This window comes from Sphaerisporangium sp. NPDC004334 (assembly GCF_053602655.1).
This window is the reverse complement of sequence record NZ_JBSGDZ010000039.1, coordinates 50776-75387: the sequence shown is the minus strand read 5'-3', so window position 1 is coordinate 75387 and position 24612 is coordinate 50776. Positions and strand designations below refer to the sequence as shown.

Here is a 24612-nt window from a genome sequence, read left to right as displayed (position 1 = left end):
GGCTCTTCAAGAGCCTGCGCGGCCAGGTCGACCTGGCGCTCATCCACGACCCCGAGCTGCTGCTCGCGGTCGCGGGGGTGCGCAAGCGGCCGCCGGTGGTCTGGGACGTCCACGAGGACACCCCGGCCACCCTGTCGCTGAAGCCCTGGCTGCCGTCCTTCCTGCGGCCCCCGACGCGCTTCCTCGCCCGGCTGCTGGAGGGCACCGCCGAGCGCCACCTGCACCTGCTGCTGGCCGAGACCGCCTACGCGGGCCGCTTCCGGCAGGCGCACCTGGTCGTGCCGAACGAGACCTGGGTGCCCGACCACGTCAGCGAGCCGTCCGACGACCGCGTGGTGTACCTGGGATGGCTGTCGGAGGCCCGCGGCGTCCGGGAGGCGGTGGAGGTGGGCCGGCTGCTGCAGCCGCACCGCGTCGCGGTGGAGCTCATCGGCTACGCCGACCCGCAGAGCAGGCCGATGCTCAACCAGGCCGTCGCCGAGGGGGTGCTGGAGTGGCGCGACTTCATGCCCAACGACGAGGCGCTCAAGCGGCTTGACGGTGCGCTGGCCGGGCTCTCCCTGCTGCACGACGAGCCCAACTACCGGCACTCCATGCCCACCAAGATCGTCGAGTACATGGCGCACGGCATCCCCGTGATCACCACTCCGTCACCCAGGGCGGTGGAGCTGGTGGAGCGTTACCAGAGCGGCGTGGTCGTGCCCTGGCGCGATCCACAGGCCGTTGCGCGGGCCGTCCTGCGGTTGCGGAACGATCCGGAGGCGCGCAAGGGCGCCGGGGCGCGCGGGTACGCCGCCGCCCGGGCGAACCACCACTGGCCGAACTCGGCGCGCAGGTTCGTGACACAGCTCGAGGCCTGGGCCGGTGTGAAGAAATAGGCCACCGGACGCCGCCCGCCGGGCGGTGCACGCCCGTGCGCGGGCGCGCCGGAACGCCGATGCGGCCCTGATCGACTTTTATGAGGGCCACAACTTAAGGACGGTAATCTCCTGAAGGTGCGCGGCCTCACACTGCTACTGGGTGCGGCCCTTCTGGCCGCTGTCGCGGCGATCGTCATGGTTCTTCCGCATTCTCCTGGCGACTCGAAGAGCGCGGCGACGACCCCGGCGCAGAAGACGAAGACGGCGAGCCCCACGCCCTCGACCAGCGTGTTCAGCGATCCCTGCGGAACCTTCGACACCACCAGCCCGACCCCGTACGCGGTCACCGGCTACTGGCTGGTGCCGACCTCCGACCACTGCACCTGGCGCAGACAGCTCCAGGCCATCCACAGCGTCGGCGGGGACACCGTCGTGCGCCTCGGCTTCGGCCTGCAGCCGCGCTCCGTGGACGGTGACGGGCACGTCCTGGACGCCCAGGGCAAGGAGCCCGACCCGCGCTTCGACAGGTGCCAGGAGAACGGCCTGACGTGCGTGCAGGCCGCGGAGTCGGCCCTGAAGGCCGCCAACCCCGGCAACCGCATCACCTGGACCTACATCTACCGCACCGACGAGGCCTTCGGCCCCGACCTGTTCCGGTGCCCGCAGATGGAGCACACCGTCACCGTCGGGGACGACGTCTTCTACCGCGTGATCACCCCCGACGACGGCTCGGACAACCCGACCTGCGACTTCACCTCCAAGGGGCTCGGCTACCACCTGATCCTGGTGGACGGGGCGCCCAAGGACAGCCTGACCGAGATCCTCGACCTGGCCGACCGCTTCGCCATGAAGGTCTTCCCGGCGCTGCCCGTGGCGCCGCGCGACCGCGTCGAGCCCACCAGGGCCGACCCCCGGCACATCGGCACCCTGACCACGCTGACCAGGCGCGTCCTGCAGGACTACGGAGACCGCTTCAAGGACCGCGCGTCGCTCGGCGGCGTCTACCAGCCGTTCGAGCTGCAGATCAGAGACTGGCCCGACCCGTCGGTGGTCCCGACGTTGCAGGTGTACGCCGAACAGCACGACATCGTGCAACAGGAACTGCCCGGCAAGCCCATCATGGTCAGCCCTTACCTGGACGGGCGCAGGGAGAAGAAGTTCACCTCCACTCCGGCGCAGGTCAAGGCCGGGTTCAAGGCGCTCGCGCGCACCGGCGTCGGCATCGTCGCCCCGCAGGACAGCCGCGGCACCGGCAAGGTCGGGCTGTTCTGGCCCAACCTCAAGGGGCAGCAGGTCGACTCCCGGCTCAAGCCCATCGTGGGCGACACCACCTACGGCAAGGCCTACTACGGCGCCACGCGCGACTACTACCGCGCCATGGCCGAGGCTCTCGCGGAGCTGCGCGCCGAAGGGGACGACGTCCAGCTGTGGGCCAACGTCGAGGCGTTCGAGCCCGAGGGCGACGGCGCCTGCGAGGCGGGCGGCAAGCGCGGCGTGACCGACAAGAAGCGCCTGGACTCGGCGGTCACCTTCGTCGGGCCGTACGTCTCGAAGATCATCTCCTACAAGTGGAGCAGCTTCTTCACCTGCGGGACCCCGACGCTCGCCGACCAGGTCGCCGAGGACTGGAGCCGCCCCATCCCCATCCAGGCCATCGCCGCCAAACGCGGCATCCAGGACGGACTGGAGGTGCGCGGCTACAACGTCGCCGGCGCCAAGGTCACGCTGAGCTGGTACGGCGGGTCGGAGCCGCGCGAGGTGGACGCGGCCGACGCCGGATGGTCCGACCCTTCGCCGATCCCCGGCCTGCCCGGGGCCGTGCGGAAGATCTGGGTGCCGGTCGACTGGTCGTCCATCCCCGCCGACGCCTGGGTCCGCGTGGACGTGACCTCGCCCGACGGACGGCAGAGCAACGCCCCGGTCTACCTCAATCGGGGCACATGACGGTCTTCGGCCCTCCGTCACCGGTGTAACGTGCCTGCCATGGTCCCGCGCATTCCCGTCAGCGTGGATCTCGTCGTGCTCACCGTGCGCTGCCAGCAGCTCAGCGCCCTCGTCTGGCGGCGCGACCGCCCGCCGTACCAAGGGTGCTGGGCGCTCTCCGGCGGCTTCATCCAGCTCGAGGAAGATCTGCCCGCCGCCGCGTCCCGCGTCCTCGCCGAGCGCGCGGGGCTGCCGGGCGCCCCGGTGCACCTCGAGCAGCTCCGCACCTACGGCTACCCCGACCGCGACCCGCGCCAGCGCGTGGTCAGCGTGGCCTACCTCGGGCTCGCGCCCGACCTTCCGGCCTCCACCGAGGCCCACATGAGCTGGCAGCCGGTGTCCTCCCTGCAGACCATGGCCTTCGACCACCGGCGCATCATGCTCGACGGCATCGAACGCGCGGGCGCCAAGCTCGAGTACACCTCCCTCGGCGCGGCGTTCTGCCCGGAGGAGTTCACGGTGGCCGATCTGCGGCGGGTGTACGAGATCGTGTGGGGACGCCCGCTCGACCCGCGCAACTTCCACCGCAAGGTCACCAAGGCCGACGGCTTCCTGGTGCCCACGGGCCGCACCACCACCCGCGACGGCGGCCGTCCCGCCATGCTCTACCGCCGCGGCCCCGCCGAGCTCCTCCACCCCCCGATGCTCCGCCTGGGTTGAGGCTGTGTTTGCTTGGCCTCCCTCCGCTCGACGGGCTCGGGGCGCCCTTGAGGCGGCGTCCTTCGTCGTCGTTCACGAGCGCTCGTTCCTCGCACTCGCTCTCTCCTCCTCAGAACACCGCCGCGCCCCGAGCGGGTCCTTGTGGCCGATCCGCTGGGATGGCTTGGCGGTTTAGGGCGTTCTTGAGGAGGCTTGTTCGCCTTGCTCGGCTGGCGTGGTCCACAGGGGAGGCCGGGTGGAGGGGACTTTTCCACAGGGGGCGCGGCCGGAGGTTCTCGTGGGGGCGCCGCGTCATAAGGTAAGGCCATGCCGCGTTTCCGCCCTATCCTCGACGAGATGGCCGCCTATCGGCCGGGCAAGGCCGTGGTCTCCGCCGACGGCCGGTCCTTCAAGCTGTCGTCCAACGAGTCCCCGTACGAGCCGCTGCCCTCGGTGCTGGAGGCCATCGCCTCCGCCGCCGCGGAGGTCCACCGCTATCCCGACCCCGCCTGCGTGCGGCTCACCGAGGTTCTGGCCGAGCGTTTCGGCGTGCCTCCCGAGCACATCGCGCTGGGCGCGGGCTCGGTGACGGTCGCTCAGCAGCTCTTCGCCACCGTGAGCGACCCCGGCGCCGAGGTGATCTACGCTTGGCGGTCCTTCGAGGCCTACCCGCTGCTCGCCGACCTCGCCGGCGCGGTCTCGGTGCGCGTCCCCCTGGCCGATGAGACCCACGACCTCACGGCGATGGCGGCGGCGATCACCCCCGAGACGCGCATGATCTTCGTGTGCAACCCCAACAACCCGACCGGCACGGTCAACCGCGCCGCCGAGCTGACGGCCTTCCTCGACCAGGTCCCCGGCGACGTGCTGGTCATCCTGGACGAGGCCTACCGCGAGTACGTCCGCGACGCCGACGTGCCCGACGGGGTGGGCCTGTACGCCGACCGGCCGAACGTCGCCGTCCTGCGCACCTTCTCCAAGGCGTACGGGCTGGCCGGCCTGCGCGTCGGCTATCTCATCGCCCACGAGCCCGTGGCCGCCGCCGTGCGCAAGGCCATGGTCCCGTTCGCCGTCAACAGCATCGGCCAGGCCGCGGCGATCGCCTCGCTGGCCGCCGAGGACGAGTTGCTCGAGCGCGTCGAGACGGTCGTCAAAGAGCGCACGCGCGTCCGTGAGGCCCTTCTCGGGCAGGGCTGGCAGGTGCCGCCCACCGAGGCGAACTTCGTCTGGCTGCGCCTCGGTGACCGCACGCTGGAGTTCGCCGACCGCTGCGCCGTCGACGGCGTGGCCGTCCGCCCGTTCGCCGGCGAGGGCGCACGCGTCTCCATCGGCTCCCCCGAGGCCAACGACACCTTCCTCGCCGCCGCGGAGTCCTTCGGCGCCCACGGCTGACCCCCCAGCCGCCGACTCCCAGCGCCCGTCCACCCGGCAGAGCAGCGTGTTCGTTGTTCTGGCCGGGTGGTGCGGTGCCCGGTTCGGCCAGTGCGCCGTCCACGGACGTTCACCGGCTCGGGCGCCGTGGCAGGCGCCGGCATCGCCGTACCACGACCCGCCGACCCGGCGCCGATCACCGCGGCACGTGGCCGGAGGTGGAGAGCCGCGCCCGGTGAACGTAGGTGGTCACCTCACTCGTCAGGTGGTGCTGCGGTATGTCCACATTTCGGCCATCCGTTCATCCTCAACCCGAATCAGCCAGATCATGCCCGTCCCCGGCGTGCTGAGGTCCTGTCCTCGGCGAACGCTGCCGATGGCCGCGATGCGATCAGCGTCGGCAAGGATGCGTTCAATGTGGAAGCGAAGGTCCGGCTGTGCCGCTCTGATCTGCTCGATCGCACGTTGCACACCTGCCGGGCCGGCAACCTCGGGGTGGGCGTGATCGGTCCAGTCGTGACGGAGGATGTCCGGGGCGGCGGAGACATCGCCGGTGTTCCACATATCGAAATAGCGTGCCACTACTTGCTTGGATGCCGTGGCGACGGCTTCGCTCATCACCGTTGTGCTCCCATCCGGGGTCCGCTGTGATGTCGAGTCCACCTTATGGCTGACATGCCGGCAGTGATCACCTGGTCACCGACCAGACTGACGTCAGAGTGCGGTGCCGCGCGTATTGCTGATCATGCGCAGCCGGTTGGTGATCCGCGTGTCCTCGACCGCGCCGGGCCTGCCTTGGACGGAGAACGTCCGGCCGGCCGGGGGGATCCTCCCGTGTGGGGTCGTCGGTCAGGAGCGGGTGAGCTGGGTCTCGCCTGCCTGGGCGGAGGGGCGGGGGCGGCGGGCGTGGCGTTCGGTGGAGACCACCAGGGCGACGCCCAGCACGATCACCAGGCCGCCGGCGATCATCTGGCCGGTCGCCCGCTCGTTGAGCACGACCACGCCGAGGAGCACCGCCACGACCGGGTTGACGTACGCGTAGGTCGACACCAGCGAGATCGGCGCGTTGCCGAGCAGCCAGATGTAGGAGGTGAAGCCGACCAGCGAGCCGACCAGCACCAGGTAGGCCAGCGCCAGCCACGACCCGGCGCTCACCTGGTCCAGGTGCAGGCGTTCCCCGACGGCCGGGCCGACGATGAGCAGCCCGGCGCCCCCGACGATCATCTCGACGGTGCTGGCCACGAACGGGTCCTCCGGCATGGGGATGCGTCCGGACAGGAACGAGCCGAGCGCCCACGACAGCGAGCCGGCGAGCACGACCACGATGCCGGTCGAGTCGGAGGATCCGCCGCCGGTGAGCGACAGGCCGGCCACGCCGCAGAAGCCGATGAGCACCCCGGCCAGCGAGAGCAGGCGCGGCCGGTCGCGCGCGATGGTGCGGAAGATGACCAGCCAGAGCGGCACCGAGGCGACCAGGAGGGCGGCCAGCCCGGAGGAGATGTGCTGTTCGGCGACCGCCACCATGCCGTTGCCGCCGAGGAGCAGCAGCAGCCCGACCAGCCCGCCACCGCACAACTGCCGGCCCTTCATGCGCAGGACCGAAGGACCCTTGCGCAGCACCAGCACGGTGCCGAGGATGACCGCCGCCGCGACGAAGCGCATCCCGGCGCTCACCAGCGGCGGCATGGTCTCGATCGTGAGCCTGATGCCGAGGTAGGTCGACCCCCACACGACGTACACCGCCGCGAGCGCCGCCCATACCTTGATGTCACGAGTGTTCTCGACCATGGCTCATGACAATATCGATCGGCCCGACGGCGGCACACGCGGGTATCGGACCGTGAGATGTGCCCCCGCGATCCGCCGCCGGTGCTCACCTGCGCCATCACCCGCGCTGCCCGCCGGAGGCCGCTTTGTCCACAGGCTGTGGATAACCGGCGATCCGGGCCTCGGCTCTTTTCTCCGGCCCCAGATGCGGAAATGTAACAATTCGTGGCTCAAGCGGGCCCAGTTATCCACAGGCTGTGGACGACCCGCCGCCGCCGCCGCGCCTCTCGGAGGCGCGGGTCGCCCGCCCCACACGGGCGACCCGCCCCCGGAGATCAGCGTGGGCCGAGCTTCTCCACGATCAGGCGGTAGAGCTGGCGCGGGCGCCCCGGCTGGGGGGTGCGGTTCGGCGGGAGCGGCCACGCGAGTCCCTCGTCAACCAGCGTGCGCAACAGCCGCCGAGCCGTGCGGGGAGTGACCCCGAGCATCCGCCCGGCGCTCTCCGCGTCCACGATCGTGTCCCCGCCCTCCAGCTTGGCGGCCAGCCTCGCCAGCACCTCGACGCCCTTCGGCCGGCCCTGCCCCGGCGCCTGAGGAGGCATCCGCGGCGCAGGGACGAGCGTCCGGCCCTCGCGGTCCACCGCGAACCCCTGCGGCTGCTTGCCGGCCTGCGAGCGGGCGAGCGCCGCCCTGGCGTGCGTCTCGGCGTCATGAGTCGTGCGTCCCATGCCGACGCCGACCTCCACGGCCAGCCCGAGCTCGTCGCGGATGCGCGCGGCGAAGGGCAGGACCCGGAACCCGTCGGTGGCCGCCGCCATGGAGCCGCGGGTGGCCGTCACCAGGTAGCTGTGGTCGTCGATCGCCCATACGGCGGCGTTCATCCGATTGGCCTCCTGCACCAGCAACCGGTGCAGTGACAGCCGCAGCTCGTCACGCCAGTACCTCGGAGCCGCCCGCCGTACGGGCTCGCGTAACGTCGGCACCTCGATGAGCACCACCGTCAGCTGCGACTCCTCCAGCCTGTGGTGCGCGCCGAGCAGCGCCGCGGTGTGCAGCGCCGTGCGCACCGCCGCGGAGGTCGGCCGCACCCGCACGGTCGGCACTCCGGCCGCCGCGAGCCGGTCGGCCACCGCGGGCAGGCAGGTCAGCGCGCCCGTCGTTGCGCCCTGCCTGATCAGCCGTTCGTGGTAGGCGGCGACCGTGCCGGTCGCCCCCGGCTCCTCACGCGTCTGCACCCCGCCCGTCGGCATGCCGAGGTCGGCATAAGCCTCCTCGACGTCCGAGCGGCTCAGCAGGTCGACGCTGACCCTGCGCGGGTCGATGCGCTCGTCCAGCGCGGCCCTGGCCAGGGCCGCGGTGAGGGCGGGGCCCCCGAGCTGGACGTACGTCGCGGGGATCGTGAGCACGCCCGAGCGCCTGGCCAGTTCGTACGGCACGGGGCTGGCGAACAGGCAGGCGTCCACCCCCGGGCCGAGCCGTACCACCTTGTCGGCCGCCTCCTGTTCGTCACGGTAGGCCGCGGCGACCAGCCGGCACGGAACCGGGGCCGCCGCGTGGCCCATGAGCATCACGCGTTCGACCAGGTCGTGAGGCCCCACCACCCCGATGGTGAGGTCCGGGCCCGATGCGCCCACACGTGATCCTCGCGGAGTTTCTTCGGCCCTTTCGACCAATGTTCGTCCCATCCCGCCATACCTTCGATGGAGGCGCCGCGCCGCGCGGCACCCCGCGGCCGGCGTGTCCGGCCCGGTGGGCGCCCGGCGTGGCTTCCTCGCGAAATCCACTGGTCGAGTCCGCCTCGCGGGGGGCGCCGGTCAGGCCGCCGGAAGGCGGCATGCGGCGTCTCCGGCTCGGGTTCGTCTCCCATCCGGTCTAGTCCTCTTTGGAACGATCGCTCGCCAAGGCACTAATGTCACGCCCGGATTTGCCGGAAAGCGGCTCTCCCATGCCCTGTAGGCATGGCAAGGATGGCTATATGAACAGGTCAGAGGCGGTTTACGGGCTCAGTCAGGTCGTAGGGGAAATCTCTCTTACCACATCTCCACCCAGGGCCTTCATGCGTGCCGCGAGGTCGTGGTGGCCCCGGTCGATGAGGTAGCCGGGCGAGACGACGGTCTCGCCGTCCGCGGCCAGGCCCGCGAGCACGAGCGCGATGCCCGAACGCAGATCGTGCGCCGTGACGTCGGTTCCGGTCAGCGGGGTGGCGCCGTGGACGACCGCGCGGCTGCCCTCGACCTCGATGTTGGCGCCCATCTTGTTCAACTCGCCGGCCAGCGCGAACCGCCCGTCGAAGATGCGCTCGTGGATGTAGCTCGCCCCGTCGGCCAGGCAGGCCACCGTCATGATCGGCGACTGCAGGTCGGTGGCGAACCCGGGGTAGGTGTCGGTGATCACGTTGATCGGGCGCAGCGGCCGGTCGCGGCGGACGTTCAGCACCGCGCCGTCGGTGGCGAACTCGACGCCCATCTGCTCCAGCTTCCAGCGCACGACGCCGAGGTGCGCCAGGGAGGCGCCGACCAGGTTGACCTCGCCGCCCGTGATGGCGGCGGCCATCGCGAACACGCCGGCGTCGAGGCGGTCGGGCATGACCCGGTGCTCCACGGCGGTGAGCTCGTCGACGCCCTCGACGGTGATGAAACCGGTTCCGCCGCCGCTGATGCGGGCGCCCATCTTGGTGAGCATGTCGATGACGTCGAGGACCTCCGGCTCCAGGGCCGCGTTCTCGATGATGGTGGTGCCCTTGGCGAGCGCCGCCGCCATGATGAGGTTCTCGGTGCCCGTGTGCGAGGGGGTGTCGAGGTACAGCGGGGCGCCGGTGAGGCCGGCGGCCTTGACGTGGATGACGCTCTCGCCCTCGTCGACCACCGCGCCGAGCCGCTTGTACCCGAGGTAGTGGAAGTCGAGGTTGCGGCTGCCGAGGTTGCACCCGCCGACGCCCTCGATGACGGCCTCGCCGAGGCGGTGGAGCAGCGCCGGGACGAAGAGCACCGACCCACGGAAGCGCCGCGCGATCTCGGCGGGCAGCACCGGGCTGGTCAGGCGGGATGCGTCGATGACCAGAGTGCGCTCGGCCTCGTGCAGCTCGACCTTCGCCCCCACGGACTCGGCCAGCTCCACCGCCCGGCGGACGTCCTCGATGATCGGTACGTTGCGCAGAACCGTGCGGCCCTCTGCGGCGAGCAGGGCCGCACCGATCATCGGGAGCACGGCGTTCTTGGCTCCCTGGATGAACGCGGTTCCACGCAGGGCGTTGCCGCCGCGCACGCGGTATCGAACCATATGTAGAGGCTCCTCGAATTCTGGTTAATGACGCGCCAGTTAAGCGGACGGCGGCAGAGTTATCCGCCCACAGTAGCCCTTTCGGGATGGCCGCCCGGCCACTTTGGCGCCACTCCGCTACCCAGCGAAGCGCAGATCATTCAGCGTACGGAGGTGTTGGTCCCGGCACTGGGCGACGCGGCGGTCAGCAGCGTGTTCGCCCGCTGGTCCACGAACCGCGTCACGAGCTGCTGGGCGTACCCGAACACCATCGCCCACACCAAGATCGAGGTCTGCGAGCTGAGCCCGCCGAACCCCGGCACGAAGCCTGAGTTGAGGATCAGCAGGCCGACGATCGCCGTCGCCACGCCCGCCGGGACCTTGAGCAGGTTCTGCGCGACGGCGAGAGAGTAGCGGGTGGACAGCTCCGAGCGGGTCGACAGGCTCGTGGCCGTGGCGAGCGCCGCGCCCAGCATCCCGATGAGCGCGACCAGCGGCACGTCCCCGTGGGTCGGGGCGCCGGCGCCGGCCGGGCACGCGGTGCCCATGCGCGGCCCCAGGCTCGCCAGCAGCGTGCCGTTGCCGCACATGGGGATGGCCCCGGGCCAGATCGCCCCGACGGTGACCAGCCCGGCGACGATGAGCGTGAGGATGGCGACCCCGCCGAGCAGCAGGTTGCGGAAGCTGCGCACCCGGCCGCTCTCGATGGAGGCCATGCCGTAGGCCGCCCGGAGCACCGCCTGCAGCAGCGACCGGTCACTCTCGCCGATGTCGCCCGCGGCGACGCGCGCGGTGAGCCCGACCAGCCGCGCGTCGTCGGCGGGCAGGTAGGCCCGCCCGGTGGCCAGCACCTCGGGGGCGCGGGCGTTGAGCTCGCCGGCCGGCAGCAACCCGTACAGCAGGATGGTGGCGCCGTAGATGTTCGACCACGCCGCCTCGATGGCCTGCCCGGTCAGCCAGCGCCGCCAGCCCTGCCGCTCGTGCGCGTACCGCGCGGCGGCGGCCAGGTGGCGTTCGATGGCGGTGTGCAGCAGCCGAAGGCCCCGCTCGTCCGGCCGGGCGGCCAGGCACCGCCCGGCGTCGGCCGCGATCTCCTGGGCGCGGGAGGCGATGTGCACCCGCCACACGCCGGGCCAGCGCAGCACGTCCTGCTCGCTGAGCCCGGCGATGTCGTCCAGCGCACCAAGCCCGTCGTTCCCGCCGGACTTCGCCGGGCGGGCGGCCTCACCCGGCCCCGGGCCGTCGGCGCCGTCCGTCCTGGGGGCACCGCCCGTAGTTGGGGCGCCGTCCGTAGTCGGGGCGCCGTCCGTCCTGGGGACGGCGTCCGCCCCGTCTTCGGCGGCCTCGTCCGATCGCACGGCCGGTTCGGGTGCCATACGTTCCTCCAGGGTTCGCCCGTCCCCCTGGGCTTATCGCGACCGGCCGCCCCAGCGCTACCGGTTTGCGATCATTCGTGCCGTCAGGCGCGGGCGGCGATGTCGGAGCGGTGGTGGGAGCCGCGCAGCCTGACCTGCTCCACCTGCGCGTACGCGGCGGCGCGCGCGGCGGCGATGTCGGAGCCGGTGCCAACGACGTTCAGCACCCGGCCGCCCGCCGACACCACCCGTCCCTCGGCGTCCAGCGCGGTGCCGGCGTGCAGGACGTAGGCGTCCTTCGCGGCGGGGTCGAGCCCTTCGACGCGGTCGCCCTTCACCGGGTCGGCGGGGTAGCCCTCGGCGGCGACGACCACGGTGACGGCCGCGCCGTCGCGGAAGCGCGGCGCGGGCTGCCGGTCGAGGGCGCCGGTCGCGCAGGCCAGCAGCAGCCCGGCCAGCGGCGTCTCCAGCCGGTCGAGCACCACCTGCGTCTCGGGGTCGCCGAAGCGGGCGTTGAACTCGATGACCTTCGGCCCGGACGCGGTGAGCGCCAGCCCGGCGTACAGGACTCCGGTGTAGGGGGTGCCGCGCCGCGCGAGTTCGCCGATGGACGGCAGGACGACCTCGTCCATGACCCGCTCGGTGAGACCCTCGGGCGCCCACGGCAGCGGCGTGTAGGCGCCCATGCCGCCGGTGTTCGGGCCCTGGTCGCCGTCGTAGGCGCGCTTGAAGTCCTGGGCGGGCTGGAGCGCGACGGCCGTGGCGCCGTCGCAGAGCGCGAACAGCGAGACCTCCGGGCCGTCGAGGTACTCCTCCACGACCACGCGCCCGCAGGCCGCCGCGTGGGCGAGTGCCTCGGCGCGGTCGGAGGTCACGACGACGCCCTTGCCCGCGGCGAGCCCGTCGTCCTTCACGACGTACGGAGCGCCGAACGCCTCCAGGGCGGCCTCGGTCTCCTCGGGGGTGACGCACACGCGGGCGCCCGCCGTCGGCACGCCGGCGGCCACCATGACGTCCTTGGCGAAGGCCTTGGAGCCCTCGATGAGCGCGGCCTCCTTGGACGGCCCGAAGCAGGGGATGCCCGCGGCGCGGACGGCGTCGGCGACGCCGGCCACCAGCGGCGCCTCGGGCCCGATGACGACGAGCTCGGCGCCGAGGCGCGTGGCCAGCGCCACGACCTGACCGGGATCGGTGGGCACGACCGGGTGGAGCGTCGCCACCGCGGCGATGCCGGCGTTGCCGGGGGCACAGTGGAGGTCGGACACCGCGGGGTCCAGGGCGAGGGCGCGGCACAGGGCATGCTCGCGGCCGCCGCTTCCAATCACAAGAACGCGCACGTGGGGAGTCTACGGGGCGGGTCTGGGGTCGCCGGACGCCGCGCGTGTCGCCGCAGGTCGGGGCATGTAGGGGGGCGCCCGCCGGGAAAGAACGGCCGGTCTTCACAGGCCGGGCGGCGGCCTTTTGTGAGCTTCCACATGATCGAGTGATCCCGTGGGGATGTAAGCTATGGGCTGAAGCCTGCCTGTGGTAAGTTAGGGCGGCTTTGGGCCGTCTCTCGGGAGATTGGAGGTGGAATCGGGATGACATCTGGTGATCCCAGCAGTACGTGCTCGCGCACGTACGTCGTGCGCAAACCCGACCACTCCAATTCGGTGTCCGACTGAGAGCCACACGCCTGTTCTTTTCTGCGACGTTCGTCGTACTTTGATGCTTTCCGCGTGTGGGTTACCGAGGTCGGGCGGGAAGGGACCGCCATGCGCTCGTCCACCCTTTTCCAGCGGATCAACCTGCACCAGCGCACCACTCACGTGCGGTTCGGCGCCTCGGCGCCGGTCACCTCTCTGCGTCGTGAGCCGCTCAACGGCCGCTGCGTTCCGCCGAGTGACTCCCTTGTGCAGTACGGCGCGTACATCGCCGGCAAGCGTGTCCACGTGTCCGGCATCCCGGAGGCCGTGAGTCTGGTCCGCGAGCACAACGCCGCGTCGGAGACCGGCGGCGCCTACGTCTGGGTGGGGCTCCACGAGCCGGAGGCCCCCGAGGTCGAGTGGCTGGCCGAGGTCTTCGGATTGCACCCCCTGGCCGTGGAGGACGCCATCAAGGCGCACCAGCGGCCGAAGGTCGAGCGTTACGGCGACTCGCTGTTCGTCGTGCTGAAGACCATCGCCTACCTCGACCACGACCAGCTGACCGCCTCCAGTGAGATCATCGCCAGCGGCGAGATCATGGTGTTCGTCGGCCCCGACTTCGTGGTCACCGTGCGCCACGGCGAGCACTGCCCGCTCGCGGACGTGCGCGGCCGTCTGGAGGACAAGCCCAAGCTGCTCTCCCGCGGCCCCTCCGGCGTCCTGCACGCCATCGCCGACCACGTCGTCGACCGCTACCTGTCGGTCGCCGACCAGATGCAGGCCGAGCTGGAGGAGGTCGAGGCGGCCGTCTTCGCCGACGTCAGCTCTCGCGACATCGGCCGCATCTACCAGCTCAAGCGCGAGATGATCGAGATGAAGCGCGCGGTCACGCCGCTCCAGACGCCGCTCGGGGCCCTGCCGCAGCGCCGCATGATCCCCTCCGAGATGCGCGAGTACTTCCGCGACGTCGTCGACCACCTCTCGCGGGTCTGCGAGCAGGTCGAGTCGTCCAACGAGCTGTGCAACTCCATCCTGCAGGCGGCCCTGGCCAGGTCCAACGCCCTGGCGAACGAGGACATGCGCAAGATCTCCGCCTGGGTGGCCATCGTCTCCGTGCCCACGATGATCGCCGGCATCTACGGCATGAACTTCAAGCACATGCCCGAACTGAACGCCGTCTGGGGCTATCCCCTCGTCATCGGCGTCATGCTCGTCATCTGCTCCCTCCTCTACCGCGGCTTCCGCCGCAACAGCTGGCTCTGACCTCCGGGCAGCCCGCCGCGTGCCGGCACGGCAGCCGTGACGGCCGGCGGACCGCCGGCGACGATCCCGGCGACTCGCGCCGGGGGGATGATTACGGCGGCCCCGCCCGGCGCCCCGTATGGTCGTACGATCCCCAGATGAGCGGGCGCGCGCCGGCGGCGGTGCTTCTGGCGATGACCATCGGTCTGCTCCTGGCCGCGTGCGCCTCCACCGCCCGCCCCGGCGCCCGCACGTCCCCGGCGCCGTCGGCCACTCCCGTGCCGTCCGCGAGCGCTGTACCGTCCTCGGCCGACACATCAGGCCCGAGCACCGCGGATGGGTTTGAGGTGCTGTTCGCCGGGGCGGGGTGTGCGGTTGCGGTAGGACGGGCGTAGCAGCTGCACCCCGCGTTCGGCCAGGTAGGCGTCCAGTTCCGCCGAGATGTACCCCTTGTCGGCGAAGATCAGCAGGCCGGGGCGTTCGGCGAGCAGGTGCGGGTCGTGGTCGAGTACGGCCATCAGGACCTGACGTTCGTCGACCTTCGGGGTGGCCAGGGCCCAGGTGATCGGCAGGCCGGCCGGGGTGCAGATCAGGTGCAGGCGCAGGCCCCAGAAGTAGCGGGAGTGGGAGCGGAGCGGATGCCGAGCAGGGCCTGGGCGATGGCCAGGGTGAGCAACTCGGCGTCGGTGAGCTTGGGCGGGCGTCCGATCCGGGTCGGACGCCGCAGCCAGTCATCGATCTTGACGTACAGTGCGGTGAGAAGGGTGTTGATGTCTGTCGTCACAAACGGATCATCGACACCCTTCACCCTTCCCCACAGCCCGCCTCAAAGCGACTTAGGACTTACTCGGATTAGTTGTCGGCGGTAAGACCTTCGGCGATCTTGGTCAGCTCGCGGTCGACGGCCTCGGCGTTGGCGAATCTCTTCGCGTACGTGGGGCTGAACATGATCTCGGCCCGCCGCTGCTCCCCCATGTTCAGGATGAGCGTGGGGGTGCCCTTCATGCCGTCCTCGCCGACGTCTGCGATGACCGAATAGCCGGTCCGGTCGCCGACGGTCACCTCTTCGCCCTCCCCCTCGTCGCGGTACCCCTGCACACGGTCGTCGACCTCCTGGACGGCCTTACCCTCGTACACGAAGATCTGCACGCAGTAGAAGCTGTGCTTGTCGCCATCGAAGTTCCACGAGGTCGAGTAGCTGTCGCCGTAGTCCACCGACCAGTGGCCCCACTGCAGGCCCTCGGGCAGGTAACCCACCTTGACGTGCTTGAGCGTCTTCCCGTCGCCCAGGTCCCCGAGGCTGGGAGGGGCGGACGGCACGGGCGGGATGTCGTCGATGGCGGGCGGCCCCTGCGTCTCGGAGACGGCTGGCGTCTCCGAGACAGCGGGCGGCTGCATGGCGCCCGGGGCCACCGTCAGGTAGAGGGAGCCTGCCGCGAGGACGGCCGCCGACGTGGCCAGGGCCGCGACCCCGCCCCCGCCCCGCCTCCTCTTCCGCCGGGTTGACCGGACGACCCGGTCCACCAGGTCGGGCGCGGCGTACAGCCTCGCGGTCTCGTCCGCCATGACCTGGCGGAGGCGTTCCTCAAGCGTGGGCATTGCCGATCACTCCTTCCACGGATGCCTCGCCGAGCGCTGCACGCAGCTTGGCCATCGCCTTCGACGTCTGACTTTTCACCGTGCCGACCGTGCAGCCGAGCACCTCCGCGGTCTGTGTCTCGCTGAGGTCCTCCCAGTACCGCAGGACGACCACCGCGCGCTGCCGGGGAGGTAGGCCACGCAGCGCGTCCATGAGCAGGTGGCGCAGATCGACGTCGGTCGAGCGCGCCGCCCTCTCCGGCAGGATGCGCATCGGGATGATGCTCAGGATCGCCCGGCGGCGGGCCCGGCTGATGGCGGTGTTGATGATGACGCGGCGCACATAGGGCTCGGGGCTGTCGTGCCGCACCCTGTCCCAGTTCCTGTAGGTACGCTCCAGCGCCGTCTGCAGCAGGTCCTCCGCCTCCGCCTCGTTCCCGCAGGCGAGATAGGCGACCCGCAGCAGCGTCGTGGCCCTTGCGGCCACGAATGCGCCGAAGTCGTGCTCCGCGCCGCTCACGTCTGTCTGTCCCGTTTCACGCCTCCTAATACGCCTTGGATCCTCCAGCAGTTGCCCGAGTGCCGCAGGCAACCTTGTGAGGCGCCCAGGCGTATTGGGGGACGTCACTTCGGACCTCTGGAGGAAACACATGAAGCTCGCGACAGCACCGCTCCGGCCGCTGATCGCCGTCGGCACTGGCCTGGCCGCCGTGGGCACCGCCGCCCTGCTGGGCCTGCCGAGCGTCCTGAAGGCGCCGGAGACGCGGCTCGCGGCCGCCGCGTCGGCTCCGCCTGAAGGCGCCTACTGGCATACGAGGGTGCTGACCCAGCGCACCGGTCCCCGCCAAATGGGCAGCGGCGCGAATCGCTACTGGGTGGTGGAGCAGGAGCTCAGTGAGGAATGGACCGCGCCCGACGGCAAGGCCTGGTTCGGATACCGGAAGGCTGGGGCGCACCCGAAGAGCGCGACGGACCGGAAGGCGTGGCGCCGCGACGGCTCGCCGGCCAAGTGGACCCGCACGGCCGACGGCCAGGTCGTGAAGCTGTCGACCGTGCCGGACAAGGGCCACGTCGGGCCCGTACGCGGCAACGACGACCAGTTCTTTCTGGCCGGGCAGAAGTTGACGTACGAGGAGGTCCAGCGGCTGCCCGCGGACCCGAACGCGTTGAAGTCCTGGCTCTCCGAGGCCGCGCGGGTCTCACGGGTCAAGCAGAACAACGTGGACCAGTACATCACCGGGGCGCTGCCGGGCATGCTCAACCAGCTTCCGGCGCCCAAGAACGTCCGCGCCGCGGCCTACCAGCTCTTGCTGACGATGCCCAGTGTCCGTTCGCAGGGAGAGACCAAGGACAGCATGGGCAGAGCCGGCGCGGCCCTGTCGATCGACCACCCGAAGGCCGTTCAGGACAACGGACTGACGATCAAAGAGAAGACCGACCTAGTCGTGGACACCGGCACGATGCTTCTGCTGTCCCAGAGCCAGACGACCGCGATCAGTGGCAAGCTGTCCCTCAACGAGACGAGCACCCAGATCGTGCTCGAGGCCGGCTGGACCAACACCGCGCCGGCCGTGCCCGCCCTGCCGTAGCGGCGCCCGCGGGTGAACTTGTCACCCGCGCTCTTTCGCCAAGCGCGGGGCCGGCCCGTCGGAAGCCGGTCCGACCTGGCGCCGGCCGCGATCGCCCGCAGTGCCAACGACCTGCGCGCCCGTGCGGAGGCGGAGTTCTCCGGTTCCGAGCTGCGCCGCTCGGTCGAGGAGACGTTCGCCTGGCTGCGCACCCGGCTCGCCGGGGTCCTCGCGGACGCGTGGTCACAGGGCGAGCTGGACACCTCGCTCGACCCGGCGGGCGCGGGGGGCTGCTTCGGCGCCGGGTTCGTCGCAGGGTACGTTTCGGGCTCGGCCTGGCCGGCAGCGCCGCCCTCGGCACGTCACCGGCCACGATGACGCCACCGCGCCGTCCCTCGCCCAGATCGCCCGAGTGCGCGCACCTCCAGCTCGGTGCGGAGCTGGAGGACGAGCACGATGCGCGGGGTGTGGTACTTGGGGGCGACCTTGCCGCCGCGGGTGCGGCAGGCGCTTCCGGCGGCCACCGCCCATCACCCGGTCACTGATCGCCTACGCCCACTGACCGGACTTAGGACTTATCTCGTCTAGGGCGCCGGAGGAGGAGGCGGCGGAACAGACTCCCGGCGTGCCGGCGCCGAGGCGGCCGATCACTCCACGGCCGGCCTGGTCCTCGCCGCCGCCTCCCTGCTGGTCATGCCGGTCCTGTCGGCCGTGCAGCGCCGAGCCGGCCGCGAGCTCGGCTCGGCCTCGGCGGTGGCCGACTCCAAGCAGACGTTGCTGTGCACCTATCTGCTGGCCGGCCTGGCCCTCAACAGCGCCTTCGGCTGGTGGTGGGCCGATCCGGTCGCCGCCCTCGTCATCGCCGCGGTGGCGGTGAAGGAAGGCCGCGAGGCCTGGCGCGGCGAGGGATGCTGCGTCCCGACCGCGGCCACGCGTCCGGCGGGACAGGTCGCCCAGGAGTGTGGCGATGGCTGCTGCGCAACCCCGCAGGACGGCGCCCCTTCGCGGTGACACGAGATCATCTGACCGCGTGGCGGGATTACCCGCATCCGGGTGCCCTTCGCCAAGGAGCGCCTCGGTCAGACGGGCCAGGTTTCCTGGCGCCAGGCGGCGTCCCAGAACATCCACTCGTAGCGCGAGGTGGTGACGAAGTGCTCCAGCGCTCGGGCGCGCTGGCCGCCGGTCGCCTCGGCGCCCGCGTGGTCGGCGAGGGAGACCACCCGGCGCACCACGCTCTGGAAGGTCTCGTCCCCGTAGGCGGCGATCCACCGGCGGTACAGCGGGTCGGGTGACGACTCTTCCAGCAGCGCCTCGCCCACCCGGGCGTAGATCCAATAGCAGGGCAGCACCGCCGCGAGCCCGTCCAGGAACGACCCGCCGTAGACGGTCGCAAGCAGGTAGCTGGTGTAGGCGCGCGTGGTCGGCCCGACCGGCTGCCCCGCGGCCTGCTCGGCCGACCCGCCGAGGTCGGCCATGAACGCCGTGTGCATCTCCTGCTCGGCGGCGATGGCCCCCACCGCGTCGCTCGCGAAGGCCCGCACGTCCTCCTCACGGGGCGCCCTGGCCGCGCACAGGGCCAGCGCGCGGGCGTAGTCCCGCAGGTAGTGCGAATCCTGCACGACGAAGTGCCGGAACGCCGCGCGGGGCAGCGTCCCGTCCACCAGCCCCCTGATGAACGGGTGGTCGAGGATGGCCTTGTACGTCGGCGCGATGGCCTCCCACAGCTCCTCGCTGTACGGCCGCGCCTGCGACGGAACGACGGATTCGGACGTCGTCATGAAGCAACTCCCTACGCCGGCATGACCCGGACAGGTTCCAGCGGTCTGCGGCCACCCAGCCGCACTCTCAGCCCGGTCCACCGGACTCCCGCGTTTCAGTCTCCGCCCAAGCCTAATCGTCCCGATCCTGGTCCGAATCGGCTCAGGCAGATACTAGGCAAGTCCCATCAATGGTGCTCTCTGTTATCGGCGCCGCACGCACAGTGAAGCGATGGAAGTCCGGGCACGTACCTACAGCGACACATCAGGTCGTCATCCGAAAGGCGAGGGCGCCATGCCGGAGCGCGATCTCGACGAACGCTATCGGGACACCGACCACGAACAAATTCCCAGGCCGACAGGTCACTGAGTCACCGGCCCCCTACGGGCCGAACCACGGCGAACCATCAACCTGCCAGCGCAGCCCATACGGCCGGGATCTACTGCCTCGCGGCCTCCGCGTGTACAGAAGGATGTCCTCACCGCCATGCTCGTGGTGTTCGGCCAGGTACTGCTTAGCGGCATCGTCGCCACGCTGCTTCTCGCCCGGCAACAGCCAAACTTTTCTAGCTATGGCGGCGGCATCTGCACCGTCTTCTGAGCCGGCACCTTCTCCCGATATGGTGCGACCTGCGGAAACCGCGTTTGTTCTCCTCGCGCAGGTCGACTCGTCAGAGTGATTCCTGTCCTTCAGCTACGCGAAGCAGGATGAAAAGCTAAGTGACCCTGCACGAACCGGTCCCGCTTTCTATAGATGGGTGACCGAGATTCATAAAGGTGAATGCGTCGCACACAGGTCGCAGGTGTCTCTTTCGGACCACGAGATCTGATGTAAGTCATCGGGCGCCAACCCTCCAGAGCCAAGGTCGACGCGCGCAGCCATCCTCAGCCCCCATATGGCTTCGGCGAAATCGTGTAAAGGTCGTGGAACTCCTCGCTACCAGGCTTGGTACCCGAGCGCACCGCATCGCGGATCGCCATCAACCGCTTGAACGTGATCTCACCAGCGCCTGCCACGGACGGCTCGGCCGTGACGAGAAAAATCTCCCTGGCTCTGTAGATCTGCGAATCATTGATTGCCTTGTTGGTCGCCCTGTGAATGTTCGATTGCGGATCATCGGAGGCGGCGCCTCGAAGGAGACCATGCGCCGCGTTCACCGCCGTCACAAACTCCAGGTAACACTGCCGACGGTCGGAGCGCCAGCTGCGCCCGCGCTCATCCCGGCGGCGGAGCGTGTCTGCGAGCACGGTGCCAGCGAGGGCGATAGCGGCTCCGGCTACGGTTGAAACGAGGGGTACCCAGTCCATAGCGGCATTGTCAGTGAAGAACGTCCTGCGGAGAAGGCGGTGAAAGCCCGGAGCGAGCGAAAATCGCGAGCAACCCGGGGCGTCCCGGCCGGCGCCAAGGCTGAGCGCCATTGAAGGCCAAGCGGTGAGCTGACCGGCTACCGCCTACCGGAACCGAGAAAGGTGCCTCATCTGCTGGGCCTAGCTACTTGCCCCTGAAGAAGGGTTCGAGGTAGGCACTTCTGACCTCGGCAATCACAGCGCTGGGAGGCTCGGCCGGTTGAGAATGACGTCGATGTCGTTCCCGCCGGAGGTGGTAACCGGTGCTGCGTGTCTCGGGGCAACAGATCGCGTTGTGGGAGACGCTGCTGCCGGAGGAGGTGACGCGGCTACCGCAGGAGCTGGCCCGGATCGACGCCTACCTTGATGATGAGCGGTTCATTGCACCCTGGAGAGGGTTGTTCCACGCCCGGCTGGGCCGCCCGTCGGTGCCGATCTCCTGCCTGGTGCGAGTGTTGTACCTGAAACACCGCTACCAGCTGGGCTATGAATCGCTGTGCCGGGAAGTCGCCGATTCCATCAGCTGGCGTCGCTTCTGCCGCATTCCACTGGATGGGCGGGTGCCGCACTCAACGACGTTGATCAAACTGGTCCGGCGGGCGGGACCAGAGGTGTTCGACCAGCTCAACACTGCACTGGTGGGCAAGCTGACGGAGGACAAGCTACTGCGAGGACACAAGCTGCGCATCGACACCACCGTGGTCGAAGCCGACATCGACCACCCCACAGATGCCGACCTTCTGGAGCATGGGGTCCGAAAACTGGGTGGGCTGGTACGGCGCATCAAAGCGGCGGGCGCGGCGATCCGGACCCCGTTTCGCAACCGCAGCCGCTCAGCGGGGCGCCGGTTGAAGCAGATCAGCCGCACCCTGCGGCGGCGCACCGGCCAGGCGCTGGGGGAGATCGATCGGCTCACCGGCGAGATCGCCGGCATCGCGGCCACGACGTCGGCGCAGGTGGCGCAGGTGATCCGCAATGCCCGCCGTGCCCTATCGCGTCGGCCCTCCAGGCGGCTCGCACGCCTGATCAACGATCTGGAGCAGACGGTGTCGGGCACCGGTCGGCTGCTGGCTCAGACCACGCAACGCCTGGCCGGCAACCGCACCATCCCCGACCGGATGGTGTCGCTGGCCGACCCCGATGCCCGTCCGATCCGCAAGGGCAAGCCCCAGCACCCGACCCAGTTCGGTTACACCCTGCTGGTGGCCGAAGACGAACGTGGCTTCATCTGCTTCCATCGGCTGAACAAGGGCAATCCCAGTGATGCTCCCCAACTTGTCCCGGCTGTCGAGCAGGTCATCGAGCGGACCGGCCGTGTCCCGGCCACCGTCGTCGGCGATCGCGGATTCGGTACCGCGGCAGCGGACAAGGCCCTGGCCGAGTTGGGGGTGCGGCACATCGGCCTGCAGCGTGGTGGCACCCTCAGCAAGTCCCGGCGTGAGTACGAGCACACCCGCAGCTTCCGGCGGATGCGCAACTGGCGGGTGGGAGTCGAAGCCCGTATCAGTCACCTCAAGCGGACATTCGGACTCCGCCGGACCCGGCTACGCCGTCTCGGAGGCGCTCAGACCTGGGCCGGGCTGGGGATCTTCGCCTACAACCTGCAGCGGATGGCCGTGATCGGCGGCTGACTACCGGCTGCCGCTCCGGCAGAGCCGACACCCAGCCAACTCGATCAAGCCTCAACCGACCGGCAAGATCCGCCCGAGCCTCAAAGCCTCTTTTTCAGGGGGCAAGTAGCTAGACACCGGAGCCGGACGAGGCTACATCCGAAAAAGTCGGTCCTGGAACGTAGGCTCCGGAGTCGCCAGGGATGTTCCGGGTCGGTCGTGGCCTCGCGAGGCGTCCTCCGTCGTGGATTCGGCACCCCTTCAGTCCAAGAGAGAAGTCGATGCTGTCCTTCGCCACCGTCACCCGCGCCGCTCGCATGGGCGCCAAGCCCCCGCGCCACGCCGCCCCCCACCCCCGCGAGGCCCGCCTGGACGCCGAGCTTCTCGGCCTGCTGATCACCACCTGGGCCGTCCGCACCGGCCGCACCCCTCCCGCCGGCCCACCCCACCAGCTGACCCCCGAAGAACTCATCGCCTTCTGGTCCGATCCCCAGACCGCCTCAGAACAGCCCTGACACGGGCGTTGCAAGGGCGAAACCTACCGCCTTCCCGAGTGCGTGAGTGGACGACGATCTCGCCGGGTACACCGCGCAGTCGCCTCCGGACAGCCGGACTGCCAAGAGAAGACCGCGCCCGTTTTCCGCCAGCGACGGCAGATCGGCGCCCCTCGCCCCTCGCAGCCGCTCAATGCGCGTGGTGAGTTCTCCGAAGTCGGGGCTCCCGTCCACGACCTCGCACCAGACCGGCACCCCGGCCTTGTCCAGGACGCGCAGTTCGTACGGCCCGGCGGCGTGCCGGTCGGCGTTCGCGGCCAGTTCTGAGACGATGATCTCCGCATCGGCGACCGCCTCCGGTCCCGCGCCCGCCTCTTTGAGCAGATGACGCAGCACGGTTCTGGCGCGGCGCCCCGCTGTGCCGGGCGGGAGGACTTCGACGAGCCGGATGCGCGCCGCGTCGTGGTCGCCGCTGGTCGCGTGCACCGCATATCTCGCAGCGAAATGAAGCTCTGGAACGACGTCGTCACCTGGTCGCATAGCGCGCTCCGTTCGTATGTGGTCCGGGAGCAGTAGAGAACCTCGTCGCGAGGGGTGGGTGAAGGACGGCCGGTGCGGCGTTCCGCCGGGACGCGCCCGCCTCACGCCGATCGGTCGTTCGCAGGTCGTTCCACCTCCCCCTCATCGCGTTCTGTGCTTGTTGCGTCACACTTGGTCATTGGCGTGCGGTGACGGGAAGGGCAAGGGGGTAGAGCATGGGCGAGGCAGGACTCCAGGCTGGTCGTCCGGAGCTGATCACGGCTCGCAAGCGACGTGGTCTCACCCAGGAGGAGGCGGCGGACGCGATAGGCGTGTCGCCTACCACCTGGGGGAGGTGGGAGCGGGGCGTCCAACAGGTGCGTGCCGTCCACCGGGGGCGCATGGCGGTGGTCTTCAGGGTTGATCCTGCGGAGGTCGCGCGCTGGGTCGACGGGGAGACGGCGTTGTGTCCCCTGGCGGACTTCTGGGGTGGGGGTCTGCGGCTTACCGTCGAAGCGGCCCTGGAACTCTGGAGGTCGGAATTGGACCCGTCACGACGCCACCTGCTGGCGGCGCTGCCGTTCGTCCCCGCCGCGATCGGAGAGTGGCTCACCGCCTGGAACTACGATCCGGTCGTCGATTCGAAGACGCTGCTCGGGCCGGGTGCCCAGGTCGGGGCGGCGGACGTGGAACGCGTCGGTCAGGCGAAGCAGGCGTTCGCCCGCATCGACCACGAGTTCGGCGCGGGGCTCGTACGCCCGGCCCTGGTGAGGTACCTGAACGGTTCGGTGGCGCCGCTGCTGCGGGGACGTTACGACGACCGCACCGGTGCCGCCCTCATGACGGCCGCCGCCGACATGACCTGCCTGGCCGGATGGATGGCGTTCGACGTCGGTCGTAACGGGCTGGCGCAGCGTCACTTCGCCCAGGCACTGCGGATGGCCAAGGCGGCGGACGATTCGGTCATGGCCGGCTGGGTGCTCAACGTGATGTCCCATCAGGCCATCTACCTGGACCGGCCGACGGAGGCCCTGCGCCTCGCGAACGCCGCCGCCGACGCCGCCCGTCAGGCCAAGGCCCCAGCACGTCTCATGGGACGTCTGGCGCTGGGAGATCAGGCACTCGCGACGGCGCTCGTCGTCAAGCACGCCGACACGAAAGACCTGCACACCGTCAGGCAGGTCGAGCGACTGCTGGGCGAGGCCGAGCGGGCGTACGCGCAGGAGCCGACCGAGCGCGAGCCGGCGTGGCTCCCGCCGTACGACGCCACGAAGATCGTCTCTGAGGCGGCGCGGTCCTGGCACATGCTCGGCCGCCATCAGCGGGCCGTCGAACGGGCCGAGGCGGCCCTGGGTGCCCAGAAAGGCACGACCCGCTCGGCGCAGCTCGCCCGCATCAACGCCGCCGAGGCGTATCTCGGCGCGGGAGAGCTGGAACAGGCGCTCGATCACGCGGGAGCCGTCATGCCGACGATCCCGTCGCTGTCCTCGCCGCGACTGGCCGGACGGGTACGTAGGTTCGCGGCAAGCCTGGAGCCTTACGTGGACCATGTTGGCGTGCGTGAATTCCGCGAACAAGTACGCGCGCAAGCGGCGGCGTGAACGTTCCTGGCGGGAGCTCGAGGGCGGAGCCCTCGATC

Annotated in this window: 22 protein-coding genes, 2 pseudogenes and 1 riboswitch; of the genes and pseudogenes, 11 read left to right on the top strand and 13 right to left on the bottom strand. The window is 70.3% G+C overall.

From position 1 onward, the window contains the following. The 4 genes from ACWEN6_RS36335 to hisC form a co-directional block, all read left to right on the top strand. A partial coding sequence (locus ACWEN6_RS36335; protein ID WP_452576534.1) for a glycosyltransferase occupies window positions 1-878 on the top strand: 878 nt, incomplete at its 5' end. 117 nt (window positions 879-995) lie between these two features. After that, window positions 996-2804 (top strand): DUF4434 domain-containing protein, encoded by a 1809-nt coding sequence (locus ACWEN6_RS36330; protein WP_452576533.1) that lies wholly within the window; start codon window positions 996-998, stop codon window positions 2802-2804. Between the two features lie 39 nt (window positions 2805-2843). Beyond that, window positions 2844-3503 (top strand): NUDIX hydrolase, encoded by a 660-nt coding sequence (locus ACWEN6_RS36325; protein ID WP_354842552.1) that lies wholly within the window; start codon window positions 2844-2846, stop codon window positions 3501-3503. Window positions 3504-3809: 306 nt separating this feature from the next. Beyond that, window positions 3810-4874: a histidinol-phosphate transaminase gene (gene hisC / locus ACWEN6_RS36320; RefSeq protein WP_452576532.1), complete on the top strand. Its 1065-nt coding sequence runs from the start codon at window positions 3810-3812 to the stop codon at window positions 4872-4874. Window positions 4875-5114: 240 nt separating this feature from the next. On the opposite strand, the gene ACWEN6_RS36315 is transcribed toward hisC, so the two are convergent. The 6 genes from ACWEN6_RS36315 to purD all read right to left on the bottom strand — a co-directional run bounded on the left by ACWEN6_RS36315 (window position 5115) and on the right by purD (window position 12570). Then, a complete protein-coding gene (locus tag ACWEN6_RS36315; protein WP_452576531.1) occupies window positions 5115-5471 on the bottom strand; it encodes an ester cyclase in 357 nt (118 codons plus the stop codon). Window positions 5472-5702: 231 nt separating this feature from the next. Then, window positions 5703-6641, bottom strand: coding sequence for an EamA family transporter (locus ACWEN6_RS36310; protein WP_452576530.1), 939 nt, complete (start codon window positions 6639-6641; stop codon window positions 5703-5705). A 314-nt stretch (window positions 6642-6955) separates the two neighbouring features. Further along, window positions 6956-8203, bottom strand: a complete 1248-nt coding sequence (locus ACWEN6_RS36305; protein ID WP_380825570.1) for a transcriptional regulator — start codon at window positions 8201-8203, stop codon at window positions 6956-6958. 424 nt (window positions 8204-8627) lie between these two features. Further along, window positions 8628-9899 (bottom strand): UDP-N-acetylglucosamine 1-carboxyvinyltransferase, encoded by a 1272-nt coding sequence (gene murA / locus ACWEN6_RS36300; protein ID WP_354842541.1) that lies wholly within the window; start codon window positions 9897-9899, stop codon window positions 8628-8630. A gap of 140 nt (window positions 9900-10039) precedes the next feature. Further along, entirely contained in the window at window positions 10040-11254 is a 1215-nt protein-coding gene (locus tag ACWEN6_RS36295; RefSeq protein WP_452576529.1) for a hypothetical protein, read from the bottom strand. A gap of 83 nt (window positions 11255-11337) precedes the next feature. Continuing rightward, entirely contained in the window at window positions 11338-12570 is a 1233-nt protein-coding gene (purD, locus tag ACWEN6_RS36290; RefSeq protein WP_452576528.1) for a phosphoribosylamine--glycine ligase, read from the bottom strand. Window positions 12571-12987: 417 nt separating this feature from the next. On the opposite strand from purD, the gene corA reads away from it, so the two are divergent. Beyond that, window positions 12988-14121: a magnesium/cobalt transporter CorA gene (gene corA, locus ACWEN6_RS36285; RefSeq protein ID WP_452576527.1), complete on the top strand. Its 1134-nt coding sequence runs from the start codon at window positions 12988-12990 to the stop codon at window positions 14119-14121. A 311-nt stretch (window positions 14122-14432) separates the two neighbouring features. Here the strand turns inward: corA and ACWEN6_RS36280 are convergent. The 3 genes and pseudogenes from ACWEN6_RS36280 to ACWEN6_RS36270 form a co-directional block, all read right to left on the bottom strand. Further along, window positions 14433-14884 (bottom strand): annotated as a pseudogene (locus ACWEN6_RS36280) (transposase); the annotation flags it as partial. A gap of 68 nt (window positions 14885-14952) precedes the next feature. After that, the gene (locus ACWEN6_RS36275; RefSeq protein ID WP_452576526.1) at window positions 14953-15699 is read right to left on the bottom strand and encodes a hypothetical protein; all 747 of its coding nucleotides are present in this window, start codon (window positions 15697-15699) and stop codon (window positions 14953-14955) included. Then, complete coding sequence (locus ACWEN6_RS36270) at window positions 15686-16198, bottom strand: SigE family RNA polymerase sigma factor (RefSeq protein ID WP_452576525.1); 513 nt, start codon at window positions 16196-16198, stop codon at window positions 15686-15688. The genes ACWEN6_RS36275 and ACWEN6_RS36270 overlap by 14 nt, the downstream gene beginning before the upstream one ends. A 130-nt stretch (window positions 16199-16328) precedes the next feature. Here ACWEN6_RS36270 and ACWEN6_RS36265 point away from each other — a divergent pair, with 130 nt between their 5' ends. Continuing rightward, window positions 16329-17267, top strand: coding sequence for a hypothetical protein (locus ACWEN6_RS36265; protein ID WP_452576524.1), 939 nt, complete (start codon window positions 16329-16331; stop codon window positions 17265-17267). 12 nt (window positions 17268-17279) lie between these two features. Then, window positions 17280-17624: a hypothetical protein gene (locus tag ACWEN6_RS36260; protein WP_214413431.1), complete on the top strand. Its 345-nt coding sequence runs from the start codon at window positions 17280-17282 to the stop codon at window positions 17622-17624. On the opposite strand, the gene ACWEN6_RS36255 is transcribed toward ACWEN6_RS36260, so the two are convergent. Next, window positions 17609-17770 carry a zinc finger domain-containing protein gene (locus ACWEN6_RS36255; RefSeq protein WP_452576523.1) on the bottom strand — a complete coding sequence of 54 codons (162 nt, stop codon included), beginning with the start codon at window positions 17768-17770 and terminating at the stop codon, window positions 17609-17611. The two genes, ACWEN6_RS36260 and ACWEN6_RS36255, sit on opposite strands and share 16 nt — an antisense overlap. A 127-nt stretch (window positions 17771-17897) precedes the next feature. Between ACWEN6_RS36255 and ACWEN6_RS36250 the strand changes: the two are divergent. Next, window positions 17898-18257 (top strand): annotated as a pseudogene (locus tag ACWEN6_RS36250) (cation transporter); the annotation flags it as partial. Window positions 18258-18325: 68 nt separating this feature from the next. On the opposite strand, the gene tenA reads toward ACWEN6_RS36250, so the two are convergent. Together tenA and ACWEN6_RS36240 are read right to left on the bottom strand one after the other, a co-directional pair. After that, window positions 18326-19024, bottom strand: coding sequence for a thiaminase II (gene tenA, locus ACWEN6_RS36245; protein WP_452576522.1), 699 nt, complete (start codon window positions 19022-19024; stop codon window positions 18326-18328). Next, window positions 19016-19126: riboswitch (TPP riboswitch) on the bottom strand. Its footprint overlaps the gene before it by 9 nt. A 762-nt stretch (window positions 19127-19888) precedes the next feature. After that, window positions 19889-20311, bottom strand: a complete 423-nt coding sequence (locus tag ACWEN6_RS36240; protein ID WP_452576521.1) for a hypothetical protein — start codon at window positions 20309-20311, stop codon at window positions 19889-19891. Between the two features lie 302 nt (window positions 20312-20613). Between ACWEN6_RS36240 and ACWEN6_RS36235 the strand changes: the two genes are divergently transcribed. Both ACWEN6_RS36235 and ACWEN6_RS36230 read left to right on the top strand, forming a co-directional pair. Further along, a complete protein-coding gene (locus ACWEN6_RS36235; RefSeq protein ID WP_452576520.1) occupies window positions 20614-21981 on the top strand; it encodes an ISNCY family transposase in 1368 nt (455 codons plus the stop codon). A 260-nt stretch (window positions 21982-22241) separates the two neighbouring features. Continuing rightward, window positions 22242-22475, top strand: a complete 234-nt coding sequence (locus ACWEN6_RS36230) for a hypothetical protein (protein ID WP_452576519.1) — start codon at window positions 22242-22244, stop codon at window positions 22473-22475. Here the strand turns inward: ACWEN6_RS36230 and ACWEN6_RS36225 are convergent. Next, complete coding sequence (locus tag ACWEN6_RS36225) at window positions 22461-22940, bottom strand: ATP-binding protein (protein WP_452576518.1); 480 nt, start codon at window positions 22938-22940, stop codon at window positions 22461-22463. The two genes, ACWEN6_RS36230 and ACWEN6_RS36225, sit on opposite strands and share 15 nt — an antisense overlap. Window positions 22941-23209: 269 nt before the next feature. Here ACWEN6_RS36225 and ACWEN6_RS36220 point away from each other — a divergent pair, with 269 nt between their 5' ends. Further along, entirely contained in the window at window positions 23210-24574 is a 1365-nt protein-coding gene (locus tag ACWEN6_RS36220; protein ID WP_452576517.1) for a helix-turn-helix domain-containing protein, read from the top strand. The last annotated feature ends 38 nt before the right edge of the window (window positions 24575-24612 follow it).